We start from the raw sequence: 15,162 nt of genomic DNA, 5'->3' as shown, positions 1-15,162 counted from the left end.
ACCCTCAAGGTGATACTGTTAGCGAGGCTTGACCTGACAGAGTGCACGAGCACCTGCCTGTAAGGTGGCTTCGTCTTTTGCGAAAGAGAGACGGATTAATTTATTGTCAGTTCCATCGGTGTAAAACGCCGACAGTGGAATGGTCGCCACGCCGTGATCGACGATCAGCCGTTTTACCATCTCGTTGTCAGTTTCGTCACTGAAATCTGCATAGCTGGCGAGCATAAAGAACGATCCTGCCGATGGCAGCAGCGTAAACGGTGAATCTTTCAACAGGCTGGTCAACGTGTCGCGCTTACGCTGGTAAAACTCGCCCAGCCCCAGGTAGTTGGCAGGCTGATGCAGATAGTTGGCAAATGCCACCTGCATCGGAGTATCGGCGGAGAACATCATAAACTGATGCACTTTTACCACCTCCCCCATCAGCTCTGCCGGAGCCAGCAGGTAGCCTACGCGCCAGCCGGTAACATGGAAGGTTTTGCCGAAAGAGGAAACAATCACGCTGCGCTGCGCCAGCTCCGGATGGGTGGCCATTCCGTGATGCTTACGGCCATCAAACAGAATATGTTCATACACTTCATCCGACAGCACCACGATATCGGTATTGCGCGTCAGCGCTGCCAGCCGCTGGAGATCGTCGGCGTTCAGCACCTGCGAACTTGGGTTATGCGGGGTGTTGATGATGATCATGCGCGTTTTCGGCGTAATTGCCGCCGCCACTTCATCCCAGTTAATGACGAACTCAGGTAACTGTAGTTTCAGGCCAACCGGGGTGGCTCCCTGTAAACGCACGATGGGGGCATAGCTGTCGAACGCCGGTTCGAAGAAGATCACTTCGTCGCCCGGATGAACCAGCCCGGCAATGGCGGAGTATAGCCCTTCGCTGGCGCTGGCGGTGATCAGCACTTCGCTCGCCGTATCGTATTTCTGCCCGTAAAGCGTTTCAACTTTGGCCGCCAGCACTTCGCGCAGCGCCGACAGCCCGGTCATGGGTGCGTACTGATTATGGCCCTGCTGCATGGCGAGGGTTACGCCGTTAACCAGCTGCGGATCGCAGGGGAAGTTGGGCGCGCCCTGCGACAGGTTAATGGCGTTGTACTGTGCAGAGAGCTGGCCGATCACAGAAAAGATAGTGGTGCCGACATCCGGTAATTTTGAACGCTGCTGCACCGAAGAGGTGATGGTCATGGAAGCTCCAGGTCAGGACATTAGCCCATCTGAGAAGAAAATTGTCATCCCTATTCAACGTGGCGGCACTTGAGGCGACAAGCGAATTGTTGTCATAATAGCCATGATGTTTGCTCATAGCTCAGAGAATAGCCATGCCACAGCGCCCGCTGCCGTTGAATGCCATCCATGCTTTTATCGTGACCGCGCGTCACCTCAATCTGACCCGCGCCGCCAGCGAACTCTGTATCACTCAGGGAGCGGTGAGCCGTAAAATTGCCGCACTGGAGGCATGGCTGGGCTTTTCGCTGTTTGACCGCCACGCACGCGGCCTGCATCTTACCCCACAGGGGGCCAGCCTGCTGCCTGCGCTGCAAAGTGGCTATCAGCAGATGCACGATGCGGCTCAACAGGCCAGCAGGCAGAACGCGGTGATCCGCCTGAAAGCGCCGACCTGTGCAATGCGCTGGCTGGTACCAAAGCTGGTGGCACTGGAAAAAGCGCGTCCGGAACTGCATGTTTCTCTCACCACCACGGTGGATCACAGCAGCCAGCTGGATAACTTTGATGCGGCCATCCTCTACGGCAGCAGTCCGCGCCACAGCGTGCTGCTGTTTGAAGAGGCGCTGACTCCGGTGATGGCGCTCTCCCTGATGCCCGGCGAACCTGATGCTGTTCCTTCGCTGGCAGAGATGACTTTTTTGCATCCCACTGCCGACAGCCGCGACTGGCAGCTTTGGCTTCAGGCACAGCAGCAGCCGCTGGTGATGAAACGTAATCAACATTTTTCGACGATGGATCTGGCGATCAGCGCGGCGATTCAGGGTTTTGGGGTCACAGTGGCGGATGTCACGCTGATAGCTGAGGATTTGGCGATGCGGCGCCTGGTGGCACCGTTTGCGGGCAGTGTAAAAACGGGCGCGGTTTATAGTCTGATCCGTCGCCCGCCGTCAGTATCGCCACCGCTGCTGGATGAGCTGGTGGCGTGGTTATGTGAACAGCCTTAGAAAGCGACCCAGTCGTCAGTGCCTGCTTTTGCTGCACCCGGGGTTTTAAGCGGGCTTTTCAGTTGAGCTGATTTTCCCGCAGCACGGTGTGCCGGGGAGCTGTCCGCAGAAAGACGGAATTTCGCCACCGACAGCGTCAGCTCTTCAGTCTGACGTTCCAGCGCGCTGGCCGCTGTAGATACCTCTTCAACCAGCGAGGCGTTCTGCTGGGTGACGCTGTCCATCTCGGAAATCGCCGTACCCACCTGAGAAATGCCTTTGCTCTGCTCTTCGGACGCGGACGCGATCTGCTTCATAATTTCAGTGACCTCAGCAACCGACGTCAGAATATCATCCATCGTGCTGCCTGCTTCACCCACCAGTTTCGAGCCGGTATCCACGCGAGAGACGGAATCTGCAATCAGCGTTTCGATCTCTTTGGCAGCTCCGGCGCTGCGCTGCGCCAGGTTACGCACTTCGCTGGCGACTACGGCAAAACCACGGCCCTGCTCACCGGCGCGGGCCGCTTCTACTGCGGCGTTCAGTGCCAGGATATTGGTCTGGAAGGCAATGCTGTTAATCACCGTGGTAATTTCGGCTATTTTCTTAGAGCTACCTGCAATACCCTGCATGGTGCTGATAACCTCACCAACCAGCTTGCCGCCTTTACTGGCGGTGATGGATGCCGTGTCTGCCAGGGAGCTGGCCTGACGAGCGTTATCGGCGTTGAATTTCACCGTTGCCGTCAGCTGTTCCATACTGGCTGCGGTCTGTTCAAGGGCCGATGCCTGCTCTTCGGTACGTGAGGAGAGATCGTTATTGCCGGAGGAGATCTCCGCTGCACCGCGATGAATATTCTCAGTTCCGCTGCGTATGGCACTGACTGCTTCACGCAGGCTATCCTGCATGGCACGCAGCAGTGGCACCAGTTTACCCACGCAGTTACGGCCAAAGTCATTGACCGGCTGAGTCAGATCCCCTTCAGCAATCACACGAAAGTGTTCGCGGATGGTGTCGAGCGGGCGAACCAGCATCACCACCAGGTAACGGTCGGTAAACAGCAGGATCAGCAGGCCGGCAATCACCGCCAGTACCAGCACGGTTTTAGTGACGTTGGTCAAATGGTCAACGGTCACTCGCGTTGCATCCAGTTCTAACGCTGCGGCAGTGTTGAATTTCTCCACGCTGGCACCAAAATCGCGGCTGAGAGCTGGGGTAATGCTGGTTGCCTGACGGCGATAATCATCCAGAGCGCCCTGCTGTGCCAGGTGCACCTGCGGAGTCACGCCCTCGTCCAGCAGCTTCTGCCAGCTGTCAATTGCGCCCGCTGCGTACTGCTCATCCAGTGGGCCGGGTGACTGTTTTTTAAACTCAGCCAGCAGCGCAGTCATGTTATCCAGTGCTTTCTGCACCGAGGCCATATCCTCTGGTTTTTTCGAATCTATCGCGCGCGTTAAGCGGGTGATCACGCGGAAATATTGATCGTTTCCCTTACTTAAGGTACTCATCTGCCCTACCAGATGACGATCGACGGTATTACCGTCACTTAGCTGATTGAGTGAATAAACGCTGTACATTCCTACAGCGCCCCAGAGCAGGCAGAAAAGACCCAGAATCCACAACAAAACTGCGCGGATTGTAAAATTTCTTAATATTTGCATACTGACTCCGTAACCTGGTGACACCGATTAAAAGTGTTGTTATCAAGTGGCTATCACCTAATGTTATCGGCAGGGAGTCTTAAAAAAATGAAGGATTTAACACGATTTATATTGCTGAATTTAATCCCCTGTATTTTACATGTGAAATCATAAGCTCTTGCTATGACGCCACTTTCCTTCAGTTTTGGTCATATTAAATACAGCAATAAATATTAACTATTTGTGCGAAAAATCGTTTGCAAAGCTATTTGAGGTGGACAAATGCCTTCATCAACAGACGAAAAATCTGCATTCTGCGACGCATAAAGCGTTTTTCAAGGGCAACAGTTGCAAGACCGTAACGACCAAAACGCATCGTTATATCGCTCCAGGGATGCCAGGCTGGCCAGTCGGTTTCCCCATTAATCTGATGGGAGAACGCCGTCACATCGCGAGCAAAATTGAGCCAGTACTCGCTGACGCGCCGGGAAAATTCAACGTCACCATGGGTGAACGAACGCCCTTCCTCAATCGGTTCAAGCTGTGCGAGCGTATTCAGAACATAGGGAATTTCATTGCCATGCCAGGTTCCGTGACAGTAAAGGTCACGTGAATTTTCAGAGATATAATCGAAATAGTAGCGCCAGCCAGGGATCCCCACGCGATGCTGGGCCTGGGCCACAACATAACCCATGGTGGTAAAGGTCATATCACGCGCCACCTGGCGGCCTAGTTCACTGTCTTCCCAGACATCCGGGTACAGTAGCTTGATCAGCTTTAACGCCAGCGGATGTTTTTTACGTATATCGGCAATGACCTGCGATGCATCCACGCCAAAATAGGCCAGCACGCTGGCTTCGTCGCTGTTACTGCCAATCATCAGCGGCAGGCGCTGCTGCCGGGCGGTAGCAAAAACGTTGAGCATCGGAAGCGGCAGGACGCGGTCGCCAGAAATAGCCACAGGCCCGATACTCAGCGAGCTGTCTAATGACCAGAATGATTCGGCAGGTAAGGCTCGCAGCTGTTCCGCGCTGGCGTCCGGCAGATCAAAATGACAAGCCAGCGCCTGCCCTTTTTTCAACGCCTCCGTACGCGACACATCCGGCACGCCGTAGGCGCTCTGAACTATTCCTTTGTGAAACAGCCCCTGCGCCAGCGGCGAAGCATACAGAGAAAGCACGCTGCGGCCGCCGGAGGATTCCCCCATCAGCGTGACATTTTTAGGATTGCCGCCGAAGGCCCGGATATTACGCTGCACCCATTGCAGGGCGGCGATCTGGTCGAGTAAGGCGAAGTTATTCACCACCTCGCCATCGGTATATTCAGCATCCAGCGCCGGATGTGCAAAAAAACCTAACTGGCCGAGACGATAGTTAATGGTGACGATCACCGCGCCGCGCTGCGCCAGCGGTGCACCGAGGTAAGGGCTGAGACCGCCGGATCCGACGGTGTAGCCTCCTCCGTGGATCCACACCATCACCGGCAACGGCGTTGCGGGGGCCACGTCCGGCGTCCAGACGTTAAGATACAGGCAGTCTTCATCAATGATGCCCGGGTCACCGCCGCCTACCGCCTGGCAGAACTCCTGACTCTGCCAGCTGGCTGGCCCCCAGGCAGTGGCTTCTTTGTCTCCCTGCCAGGATGGCGCTGGCTTCGGTGCTTTCCAGCGCAGATCGCCTGTCGGCGGTGCTGCATAAGGAATACCCTTAAAGACGAAAATCCCCTCTTCCACACTCCCGCGCAGGCTGCCTTCCGCGGTCATAATCCGTAATGTACGTTCGTTTCTCATGGGTTCTTCCACTGCATATCTGGGGTAATTATTTGCAGTTGATAAATGAAAGTCCATCCCAACGAGAAATTTGCAGATTATGCTGGTGTAACGTCAATTTTACTTATCGCTGATAACCATAGAGGTATTTAGCCACCAGCATCAGGGTGGTCAGCACCGCAGGAATCGCCAGGAAAGAGAAGACATCGGTGATATTCCATCCCAGAGAGAGCATTTGTGCTCCCGCAAAGGCGCTGAGAATGGCGCCAATACGCCCGATTCCATGCATCCAGCTGGAGCCGGTAGCGCGGGCATGGGTAGGATAGTAGCTGGCCGACAGCGCATTCATACCGGTGTTCGCCCCGTTGAGACAAAATCCGCTACAGAACGCTACGCCTCCCAGTAGCCAGACATCCGCAGGCGCATAGCCAATGCAGACGGTGGCAATCGAGCCGGTAAAATAGATGCCCGCCAGTGCCAGGTTGGCGTTGAAACGATCCATCATCCAGCCGGCAAACAGAGAGCCAACGGTGCCACCCGCCTGATACATCGCGGTGACCAGCGCCGCCTGGGTTACCGTCATGCCCACGTCTTTTACCAGCGTAGGTAACCAGGAGCCGATCAGGTAAACCAGAAACAGCCCCATAAAGTAGCTGCCCCACAGCATCATGCTGCCGAAGAGATAGCGGCGTGACAGCACCACTTTAACCGCCCCTTCGCTGACTGCGGCTTCGCTGCGGGTAAAGATGCATGCTTCCCCGACGCAGCCAGGATGCATTTTTTCAACAATTTGCCGAATCTGCGACGCCGGGGCGTTACGGGTCAGCATAAAACGCACGGATTCCGGCAGCCAGCGCAGCAGCAGCGGCACAATCAGTAGCGGCAGAATCCCCCCCATTACCAGCACCGAATGCCAGCCAAAGTTAGGAATTAGCCAGGATGCAGCAAAGCCACCGGACGCTGCGCCAAAGGTAAAGCCGCAGAACACGACGGTGATAAGAAAAGCGCGCTTACGCTCAGGAGAGTATTCCGCTACCAGCGTGCCGACATTGGGCATCGCAGCACCCAGCCCCAGCCCTGTGAGGAAGCGGAACAGCATGATCTGGTCAAGATTTTGTGAAAAAGCAGTTGCCAGCGTCCAGAGGCCAAAAAAGAACACGCTGCATATAATGATGACTCTGCGGCCAAAACGGTCGGCCAGCGGCCCGGCAAACATCGCGCCCAGCGCCAGACCAATCAGCGCCGCGCTGATCACGGCACCTAATTGATGGTTGGTGACACCCCATGCACTTTTTAGCGCCGGGGCAATAAAGCCCATCAGCGCAATATCCATACCATCCATCGCCACCACGGCAAAACTCAGGGCGATGATGCGTTTTTGATATCGGCTCAACGATCCCTGATTAATCAGGGCACGGATATCGATCGCTGCGGTACTCTCCACGTCGCGCTCCATAACAGGCAGTTCTAACCTCAACCGCCTGACAACGTAGCAGAGGTTTTCAGAAAAAGTGGCGGTTATCATAACGGATTGTTATGGAATTCTCCTGCGAAAATATGTCCGTTTTTTCCTGAAGTGCCACCGTGATGTTCTCGCTGCGCCATCAGGCTATTCGCCCACTTTTTCAATGGATTAATCATCTATGCGCTGGCCTTTGACCTAACCACCACCCTGGCAGGAAGCAGAGGCGTGGTGATTAGTGAAAATGTTAATAAAATTTTGCAATAAGGTTAACAAAACACTCACAGAAAACTTGCCAGTTTATCCGCTGCGTTATTACTCTGCGTTATGGACAAAAAATATCAGTTTAATCAGCGAATTCGTCTGCGCCATTTACACACCTTTGTTGCCGTGGCGCAGCAAGGGACGCTGGGACGTGCCGCCGAAACCCTGTCACTCAGCCAGCCTGCTCTCTCTAAGACGCTGAACGAGCTGGAGGAACTGGCGGGCGTCAGGCTGTTTGAGCGCGGACGCCTTGGTGCGCAGCTGACCACCATAGGTGAGCAATTTCTTACCCATGCAGTGCGGGTTCTTGACGCACTGAATCATGCCGGTCAGTCGTTTACACTGCCGCAGGAAAAAACGCCCGAAGTGATGCGCCTCGGGGTACTGACCACCGTGGCGCTGGGTATGCTGCCTTCGATTCTCGACCGTTTTCATCAGCAGCAGCCGCAGGCGATTGTGCAGGTGGCAACGCTGCATAACAATGTGCTGATCGCTTCGATAAAAGCCGGTGAATTTGATGTGGGAATTGGCCGTATGGCCGATCCTGATTTGATGACGGGGCTGACCTATGAGCTGCTGTTTCTTGAGTCATTACGCCTGGTGGTACGTCCGGATCACCCGCTATTAAGTGACAACGTCACGTTATCAAAAGCTTTATCCTGGCCAGTGGTTATCTCTCCTGAGGGGACTGCACCGCGCCGCCTGGCAGAATCAATGCTAAAAGAGCAAGGCTGCAAGCTTCCCGGCACGCTGGTAGAGACCTCTTCCACTTCGCTGGCCCGCCAGCTGGCGCTGCGTTATAACTATGTGTGGTTTGTGCCGTCCGGCGCCATCAAAGAAGACTTACTGCATCACGCGCTGGCTGCGCTGCCGATCGCCTCCCACGGGCCAGGGGAAGCCATCGGTATCATGACCCGTTCAGGCGTGCCTCTGACTCTCAGCGCGGAGATCCTGCTGGCAACCATCCGCAAATCCCACTCAGGCTAATCATTCAGCGACTGTGTTTGGCGTGACGCTCGCGATTTTCCAGCCGCGCCTGCTCATTTTTACGCAGCCCCACATAGCACGCCCCGCTGCCGCCATCCTGCGGCCGGGCGGCGCAAAATGCCTGAACATCGTCAAACTGCGGGAGCCAGCGCATCAGATAGCTGCGCACAATATTGGCATGGGAAGCATCATCCCGCCCTTTTCCATGAACGATCAGCACATTGCGCAGGCCATATTTAGTTGACTGCAACATAAACAGATATAACGCCTGGCGGCACTGTTCAACGGTGTGGCGCAGCAGGTTAAGGGTAGCCTGCGGCGGATATTTTCCCTGTGACAGTTTGTCGAGTACGCCCTGCTGAATGCCTTCGGCTTTATATTCCAGCGGTACGGTCAGCGGTACGATATCCAGCAGGCCGGTAGTCAGGGGATTATCGAGTTGGGGATCGGTCACTACGTCTCGCCTGGCGGGAGGAGTTTTCAGCCACAGCGTAGCGGCACACGTTTTTAATGGTTTGACGTCTTCCATCGCATGTTTAAACAGATCCTGCTCATCCGCGTTGATGGTCATCAGTTGCCCCCTGTCAATCCACGCCTGGCGCGCATCATCATCATTTAGTTACGGATGTCAGTTTAGCAAAAAACATCCTCTCTTCACGTGAATTGTGTTTGCCATGTTATTGATGCCGATCATTAAGGTCTATTCCAGTGTGCGTAACAATGGAAATTCTAAATAATTATATTAAGCGGGGTATGCATCAGGAATCATCTTACTGGCGATTGTTTTTCACACAGATTTCACATGGATGTCGAAGATTTCTAACGTCCACATATTTATTGTGCCTAAAACTGCTCAGATGAGTTCCCTTGTGTGCGCGAAAGATGGTAAATTGATATCAGTCAATTATCATCGAGCGTACATTATGATTCCGGAAAAGCGAATTATCACTAGACGCATACAATCGGGTGGTTGCGCCATTCACTGCCAGGATTGCAGCATCAGCCAGCTTTGTATTCCCTTCACGCTTAACGAGCATGAACTGGATCAGCTTGATAACATTATCGAGCGTAAAAAACCTATTCAGAAAGGGCAAACGCTGTTTAAAGCCGGTGACGAGTTGCGCTCCCTGTACGCAATTCGTTCCGGAACCATTAAAAGCTACACCATCACCGAACAGGGTGATGAGCAGATCACCGGCTTCCATCTGGCGGGTGACCTTGTGGGCTTTGATGCCATCAGCGGAAGTCAGCATCCCAGCTTTGCTCAGGCGTTAGAAACCGCCATGGTGTGCGAAATTCCTTTCGAAACCCTTGACGATCTTTCCGGCAAAATGCCCAGCCTGCGTCAGCAAATGATGCGCCTGATGAGCGGTGAGATTAAAGGCGACCAGGAGATGATCCTGCTGCTGTCGAAAAAGAATGCTGAAGAGCGTCTGGCGGCCTTTATCTACGGCCTGTCACGCCGCTTTGGTCAGCGTGGTTTCTCTCAGCGCGAGTTCCGCCTGACCATGACTCGCGGCGACATCGGTAACTACCTTGGTCTGACGGTTGAAACCATCAGCCGACTGCTGGGCCGCTTCCAGAAAAGTGGCATGCTGGCGGTGAAAGGTAAGTACATCACCATTGAGAATCACGAAATTCTCTCTGAACTGGCGGGCCAGAGCCGCGCCATCGCCTGACCATTGCCGGGTCGATATTTCTTATTTTATTGATCCGGCAACGACTTTTCCCCTTCTTCCTTTGCCTTGATTGGGCTATCTTTAGACTGACACGCTCAGTGTAAGGAGAAACCGTTATGGCTCAGTATCAAAACATTCTGGTGGCGATCGATCCGCAACAGGACGATCAGCCCGCGCTTCGCCGCGCTGTTTATCTTAATCAGCGCCTTGGCGGTAAGATTACCTGCTTTCTTCCCATTTACGACTTCTCCTATGAGATGACTACCCTGCTCTCTCCTGATGAGCGCATCACCATGCGTAAAGGGGTGATCAGTCAACGTACTGAGTGGATCCGTGAACAGGCGCAGGCCTATCTTGCAGCCGGTGTGCAGATTGATATCAAGGTTATCTGGCACAATCGTCCGTTTGAAGCGATTATCCAGGAAGTGCTTAACAATAAGCATGACCTGGTGATTAAGATGGCGCACCAGCATGACCGTTTACAGTCGGTAGTGTTTACCCCAACTGACTGGCACCTGTTGCGCAAATGCCCCTGCCCGGTGTGGATGGTCAAAGATCAGGCCTGGCCGGAGGGTGGCAAAGCCGTTGTGGCGGTAAATCTTGCCAGTGAAGAGCCGCATCACGATCCATTGAACAGCAAGCTGGTAAGGGAAACGCTGGAGCTGGCTGAACGGGTCAATCATACCGAAGTGCATCTGGTTGGTGCCTATCCGGTGACCCCAATTAATATTGCCATTGAGCTGCCAGACTTTGATCCCAGCGTCTATAACGATGCTATCCGCGGTCAGCATCTGGTGGCAATGAAAGCACTGCGTCAGTCTTTCTCTATTGATGAAAAATTTACTCATGTTGAGAAAGGACTGCCGGAAGAGGTAATCCCTGAACTGGCTGCGCATCTTGATGCGGGTGTGGTGGTGCTTGGCACCATTGGCCGCACCGGGCTGTCCGCTGCGTTTCTCGGGAATACCGCCGAACAGGTGATCGATCACCTGCGCTGTGACCTGCTGGCGATCAAGCCTGATGGCTTTACCTCGCCAGTTGAAATGGATGACGACGAAGACGATTAGGAGTAAATGCTGTGTCACTCTTTCCCCCGGGCAAAAAACGCCGTAACTTTTTTATCGCCCAGGCCTGTATTCTGGTCACTGCCGCTATTGTGATGACCAAAGCCATCATTGGCGGTGCCATTGATGAGTACCAAATGCCCTTCTCTAGCTGGCCAGCAGAGCTGTATGTTTCTGAGTTTTTTATGATCCTTATTTATAGCGGCGTGTTTACGCTGCTGCTCTCCATCCCGCTGTGGTATTTCTTTATTGGTGAGCAGGATCCTGACAGCAGAGGTTAAGTGCCAGACGAAAAAAAGGCCCCTTCCGGGGCCTTTTTTGTAGGACGCTGATAGCATTTAAGCGCTATCAATCGCTATCAGAGTGCTTTCAGAATAGCTTCCACCGACGCTTTCGCATCGCCAAACAGCATCTGAGTATTCTCTTTGAAGAACAGCGGGTTCTGCACACCAGCATAGCCGGTATTCATCGAACGCTTAAAGACCACCACGTTTTGCGCTTTCCACACTTCCAGCACCGGCATTCCGGCAATCGGGCTGCGCGGATCTTCCTGGGCTGCCGGGTTGACGGTATCGTTAGCACCGATAACCAGCACGGTGTCGGTATCGCTGAAATCATCGTTGATCTCATCCATTTCCATAACGATGTCATACGGTACTTTGGCTTCCGCCAGCAGGACGTTCATATGACCCGGAAGACGCCCGGCAACCGGGTGAATACCGAAACGTACCTTGATGCCGCGTTCACGCAGTTTGGCGGTAATATCTGCCACCGGATACTGCGCCTGAGCCACCGCCATGCCGTAGCCCGGGGTGATGATCACAGAGGTGGAGTTTTTCAGCAGTTCAGCGGTGCCTGCGGCATCGATTTCGCGATACTCGCCCATCTCTTCACCTTCACCAGTTGAGCTGCTGTCGGTACCGAATCCACCCGCAATTACGCTGACAAACGAACGGTTCATCGCTTTACACATAATGTACGAGAGGATAGCACCGCTTGAACCCACCAGAGCACCGGTAACGATCAGCAGGTCGTTACTGAGCATAAAGCCCGCCGCCGCTGCCGCCCAGCCCGAGTAAGAGTTAAGCATTGAAACCACAACCGGCATATCGGCACCGCCGATTGAAGCCACCAGATGCCAGCCAAATGCCAGAGCAATCAGCGTCATAACCACCAGCGCAAAGGTCTGGGTGCCAACGCTATCAGTGCGCACAAAGATAATCAGCAGCGCCAGTGAGACGACCAGCGCCAGCAGGTTCAGCTTATGACGATGTGGCAATGCCAGCGGGCGAGATGAGATCTTGCCGCAAAGTTTGCCAAAAGCGACGATTGAACCGGTAAAGGTCACCGCACCGATAAAGATACCGATAAAGATTTCGGTGAGATGGATATTCTCCATCACCGGAAGCAGGCCCGGGCCGTGGTCAAGGTAGCTGTTAAAACCAACCAGAACCGCTGCCAGACCAACAAAGCTGTGCAGCATCGCCACCAGCTCTGGCATTTCGGTCATTTCGACTTTCTTTGCCAGGCGAATACCGATAGCGCCACCGATGACCATCGCCAGCAGGATCCAGGCGACGTTGCCAGTTTCCGGGCCAAAGATAGTTACCACCAGTGCCAGCGCCATTCCGCTTACACCAAAAATATTCCCCTGTTTCGAGGTTTCATGTTTAGACAACCCGGCAAGGCTGCAAATAAACAGGATCGCAGCAATGATATATGCTGCAGTCACTAATCCGCCAGACATGGTCTACCCCTCAGTTTTTACGGAACATTTTCAGCATGCGCTGGGTGACGGTAAAGCCACCAAAGATATTGATGCTGGCAATCAGCACCGCCACAAAGGAGAGGAAGCTAACCCAGCCGCCATGACCTATCTGCAATACTGCGCCGACCACGATGATGCCGGAAATAGCATTGGTCACCGACATCAGCGGCGTATGCAGTGCGTGGCTGACATTCCACACCACGTAGTAACCCACCACGCAGGAGAGTGCGAACACGGTAAAGTGCGAGAGGAACTCAGGCGGAGCCACGTTTGCCAGCCAGCCAAACAGGATAATTGCCAGCAGCAATAATCCGTATTTACGCATCGGAGAAGCAGGTACTTCCGGAGCTTTTTCCGCAGGGGCTTCCACTTTTGCTGCTTTTGGCGCGGCAGAAACCTGGATCGGCGGCGCTGGCCAGGTGATTTCGCCATCGCGGATCACTGTCACGCCACGGATAACCACATCGTCAAAATCGATAGTGATTTCACCGTTTTTCTCTTTGCACAGCAGCTTCATCAGGTTCACCAGGTTGGTGCCGTAAAGCTGTGAAGACTGGGTAGGCAAACGGCTTGGTAAATCGGTGTAACCGATGATTTTAACGCCGTTCGGGCTGATGGTGACGGTATCAGCCACGGTCAGATCACAGTTGCCGCCATTTTGTGCAGCAAGATCGACAATGACGCTGCCCGGTTTCATCGTGGCAACCATCTCTGCGGTGATAAGCTTCGGTGCCGGTTTGCCAGGAATCAGTGCGGTGGTAACAATGATATCCACTTCTGCTGCCTGAGCGGCGAAAAGCGCCATTTCAGCCTTAATAAAAGCTTCGGACATCACTTTAGCGTAACCATCGCCGCTGCCGGCCTCTTCCTCAAAATCGAGTTCGAGGAATTCGGCACCCATACTCTGCACCTGCTCTTTTACTTCAGGGCGGGTATCGAAGGCACGCACAATCGCACCCAGGCTGCGCGCCGCACCGATAGCGGCCAGACCGGCAACACCAGCACCGATCACCATCACCTTGGCGGGTTGCACTTTACCAGCGGCGGTAATCTGCCCGGTAAAGAAGCGACCAAATTCGTGAGCGGCTTCGACGATGGCACGGTAGCCAGCGATATTCGCCATAGAGCTAAGGGCATCAAGAGATTGAGCACGAGAGATACGCGGCACCGCGTCCATCGACATCACTGTGACATTTCGCTCTGCCAGTTTAGCCAGCAGTTCCGGATTTTGCGCCGGCCAGATAAAGCTTACCAACGTGCTTCCGGCACGCGTCAGTGCAATCTCTTCATCGGTTGGTGCATTGACCTTGAGCACAATGTCGGACTGCCAGACATTGACCGAGTCAGTAATTGTGGCACCAGCCGCTTCATAGGCTGCATCTTCAAAACTGGCGAGTTTACCCGCGCCGCTTTCGACAGCGACACTGAAACCAAGTGCTAATAATTGCTCCACCGTTTTTGGCGTGGCAGCTGCACGGGCTTCATTAGGTAACCGCTCTTTGGTAATACCAATAAGCATAATCTTCCCTTTTCTTCAGAGAGTACGATGGTTTGTTCTCATCGCCACGGCCCTTATGACCGAAACGTAACAGGTTCAAACTGGTTTATAACCTACTGAAAATGCGTCTTCCGATCCAGTTGCAGTCAGCGCTTATCGTTGAGTAACCGATAAAAAAGCATAACTGCCCCCTGGTTACGATATATTGAGCCTGAATTGCAGGGTAAAGAACGCATAACGTGCTACGATAAATTTTAACATTAATCGATAAATTTTATCAAATTCCATTAATTAACAATACTTTAACGCAATAAGTGTTAATAATTACCAGTTTTAGTGGTTAATAATTAAATATGACACGATTCAGCCTGCTTTCTTGATTATTCATAAAACGGGAATTGCTCAAAGGTCAAAATTCCCTTTTTATCCTAAATAATTCGGGTTGCAGTCAGGCGGCCACGCAGCAAATCCCCGGGAGCTTACTCCAGTAAGTGCCGGGGTGCGCGAGGTGAGCCAACGATCCTGTGGCCTGAAGTATGACGCTATCCATACCCTAAATAATTCGGGTTGCAGGCAGGCGGCCACGCAGCAAATCCCCGGGAGCTTACTCCGGTAAGTGACCGGGGTGCGCGAGGTGAGTAAACGATCCTGCGGCTTGAAGTATGACGCTATCTATACCCTAAACGCATATACCCTAAGCACGTATACCCTAAAACACATCACCTATACCCTAAACACGTATACCCTAAATAATTCGAGTTGCAGGCAGGCGGCCACGCAGCAAATCCCCGGAGCTTACTCCGGTAAGTGACCGGGGTGCGCGAGGAGAGCCAACGATCCTGCGGCTTGAAGTATGACGGGTATAAAATGACTGAGACA

The 15,162-nt window shown here is 53.5% G+C and carries 12 protein-coding genes; 5 read left to right on the top strand and 7 right to left on the bottom strand.

Annotation, left to right across the window (positions count from 1 at the left end; translation table 11 throughout):
• Window positions 1–18 precede the first annotated feature (18 nt).
• Window positions 19–1,188, bottom strand: coding sequence for a methionine aminotransferase (locus GN242_RS09695; protein WP_156287370.1), 1,170 nt, complete (start codon window positions 1,186–1,188; stop codon window positions 19–21).
• Window positions 1,189–1,322: 134 nt separating this feature from the next.
• Between GN242_RS09695 and GN242_RS09690 the strand changes: the two genes are divergently transcribed.
• Window positions 1,323–2,174 (top strand): LysR family transcriptional regulator, encoded by an 852-nt coding sequence (locus tag GN242_RS09690; protein ID WP_156287369.1) that lies wholly within the window; start codon window positions 1,323–1,325, stop codon window positions 2,172–2,174.
• On the opposite strand, the gene GN242_RS09685 is transcribed toward GN242_RS09690, so the two are convergent.
• The 3 genes from GN242_RS09685 to GN242_RS09675 form a co-directional block, all read right to left on the bottom strand.
• Complete coding sequence (locus GN242_RS09685; RefSeq protein WP_156287368.1) at window positions 2,171–3,814, bottom strand: methyl-accepting chemotaxis protein; 1,644 nt, start codon at window positions 3,812–3,814, stop codon at window positions 2,171–2,173. The two genes, GN242_RS09690 and GN242_RS09685, sit on opposite strands and share 4 nt — an antisense overlap.
• Before the next feature lie 244 nt (window positions 3,815–4,058).
• Entirely contained in the window at window positions 4,059–5,582 is a 1,524-nt protein-coding gene (locus GN242_RS09680) for a carboxylesterase/lipase family protein (RefSeq protein WP_156287367.1), read from the bottom strand.
• 103 nt (window positions 5,583–5,685) lie between these two features.
• Window positions 5,686–7,005, bottom strand: a complete 1,320-nt coding sequence (locus tag GN242_RS09675; protein ID WP_156287366.1) for an MFS transporter — start codon at window positions 7,003–7,005, stop codon at window positions 5,686–5,688.
• Window positions 7,006–7,350: 345 nt separating this feature from the next.
• On the opposite strand from GN242_RS09675, the gene GN242_RS09670 reads away from it, so the two are divergent.
• Entirely contained in the window at window positions 7,351–8,274 is a 924-nt protein-coding gene (locus GN242_RS09670) for a LysR substrate-binding domain-containing protein (protein WP_156287365.1), read from the top strand.
• Between the two features lie 4 nt (window positions 8,275–8,278).
• Here the strand turns inward: GN242_RS09670 and smrA are convergent, their stop codons facing one another.
• Entirely contained in the window at window positions 8,279–8,839 is a 561-nt protein-coding gene (gene smrA, locus GN242_RS09665; protein ID WP_156288241.1) for a DNA endonuclease SmrA, read from the bottom strand.
• Window positions 8,840–9,197: 358 nt separating this feature from the next.
• Between smrA and fnr the strand changes: the two genes are divergently transcribed.
• The 3 genes from fnr to GN242_RS09650 all read left to right on the top strand — a co-directional run bounded on the left by fnr (window position 9,198) and on the right by GN242_RS09650 (window position 11,298).
• Window positions 9,198–9,953, top strand: a complete 756-nt coding sequence (fnr, locus tag GN242_RS09660) for a fumarate/nitrate reduction transcriptional regulator Fnr (protein ID WP_154751290.1) — start codon at window positions 9,198–9,200, stop codon at window positions 9,951–9,953.
• Window positions 9,954–10,069: 116 nt separating this feature from the next.
• On the top strand, window positions 10,070–11,020 hold the full coding sequence (gene uspE / locus GN242_RS09655; RefSeq protein WP_154751291.1) for a universal stress protein UspE: 951 nt from the start codon (window positions 10,070–10,072) through the stop codon (window positions 11,018–11,020).
• Between the two features lie 11 nt (window positions 11,021–11,031).
• The gene (locus GN242_RS09650; RefSeq protein WP_156287364.1) at window positions 11,032–11,298 is read left to right on the top strand and encodes a DUF2534 family protein; all 267 of its coding nucleotides are present in this window, start codon (window positions 11,032–11,034) and stop codon (window positions 11,296–11,298) included.
• Between the two features lie 77 nt (window positions 11,299–11,375).
• Here the strand turns inward: GN242_RS09650 and pntB are convergent, their stop codons facing one another.
• Together pntB and pntA are read right to left on the bottom strand one after the other, a co-directional pair.
• Window positions 11,376–12,764, bottom strand: coding sequence for a Re/Si-specific NAD(P)(+) transhydrogenase subunit beta (gene pntB / locus GN242_RS09645; protein ID WP_154751292.1), 1,389 nt, complete (start codon window positions 12,762–12,764; stop codon window positions 11,376–11,378).
• 10 nt (window positions 12,765–12,774) lie between these two features.
• Window positions 12,775–14,304: a Re/Si-specific NAD(P)(+) transhydrogenase subunit alpha gene (gene pntA, locus GN242_RS09640; RefSeq protein WP_154751293.1), complete on the bottom strand. Its 1,530-nt coding sequence runs from the start codon at window positions 14,302–14,304 to the stop codon at window positions 12,775–12,777.
• Window positions 14,305–15,162: the final 858 nt, after the last annotated feature.

This window comes from Erwinia sorbitola (genome assembly GCF_009738185.1).
Lineage (GTDB): Bacteria > Pseudomonadota > Gammaproteobacteria > Enterobacterales > Enterobacteriaceae > Erwinia > Erwinia sorbitola.
The sequence above is the reverse complement of the archived record's forward strand: the minus strand, read 5'-3'. Positions and strand labels throughout refer to the sequence as shown.

Excerpts from the sequence above, each read along its gene's own strand:
- GN242_RS09695 (WP_156287370.1), bottom strand. The coding sequence starts at position 1,188 with ATGACCATCACCTCTTCGGTGCAGCAGCGTTCAAAATTACCGGATGTC.
- GN242_RS09690 (WP_156287369.1), top strand. The coding sequence starts at position 1,323 with ATGCCACAGCGCCCGCTGCCGTTGAATGCCATCCATGCTTTTATCGTG.
- GN242_RS09685 (WP_156287368.1), bottom strand. The coding sequence starts at position 3,814 with ATGCAAATATTAAGAAATTTTACAATCCGCGCAGTTTTGTTGTGGATT.
- GN242_RS09680 (WP_156287367.1), bottom strand. The coding sequence starts at position 5,582 with ATGAGAAACGAACGTACATTACGGATTATGACCGCGGAAGGCAGCCTG.
- GN242_RS09670 (WP_156287365.1), top strand. The coding sequence starts at position 7,351 with ATGGACAAAAAATATCAGTTTAATCAGCGAATTCGTCTGCGCCATTTA.
- fnr (WP_154751290.1), top strand. The coding sequence starts at position 9,198 with ATGATTCCGGAAAAGCGAATTATCACTAGACGCATACAATCGGGTGGT.
- uspE (WP_154751291.1), top strand. The coding sequence starts at position 10,070 with ATGGCTCAGTATCAAAACATTCTGGTGGCGATCGATCCGCAACAGGAC.
- pntB (WP_154751292.1), bottom strand. The coding sequence starts at position 12,764 with ATGTCTGGCGGATTAGTGACTGCAGCATATATCATTGCTGCGATCCTG.
- pntA (WP_154751293.1), bottom strand. The coding sequence starts at position 14,304 with ATGCTTATTGGTATTACCAAAGAGCGGTTACCTAATGAAGCCCGTGCA.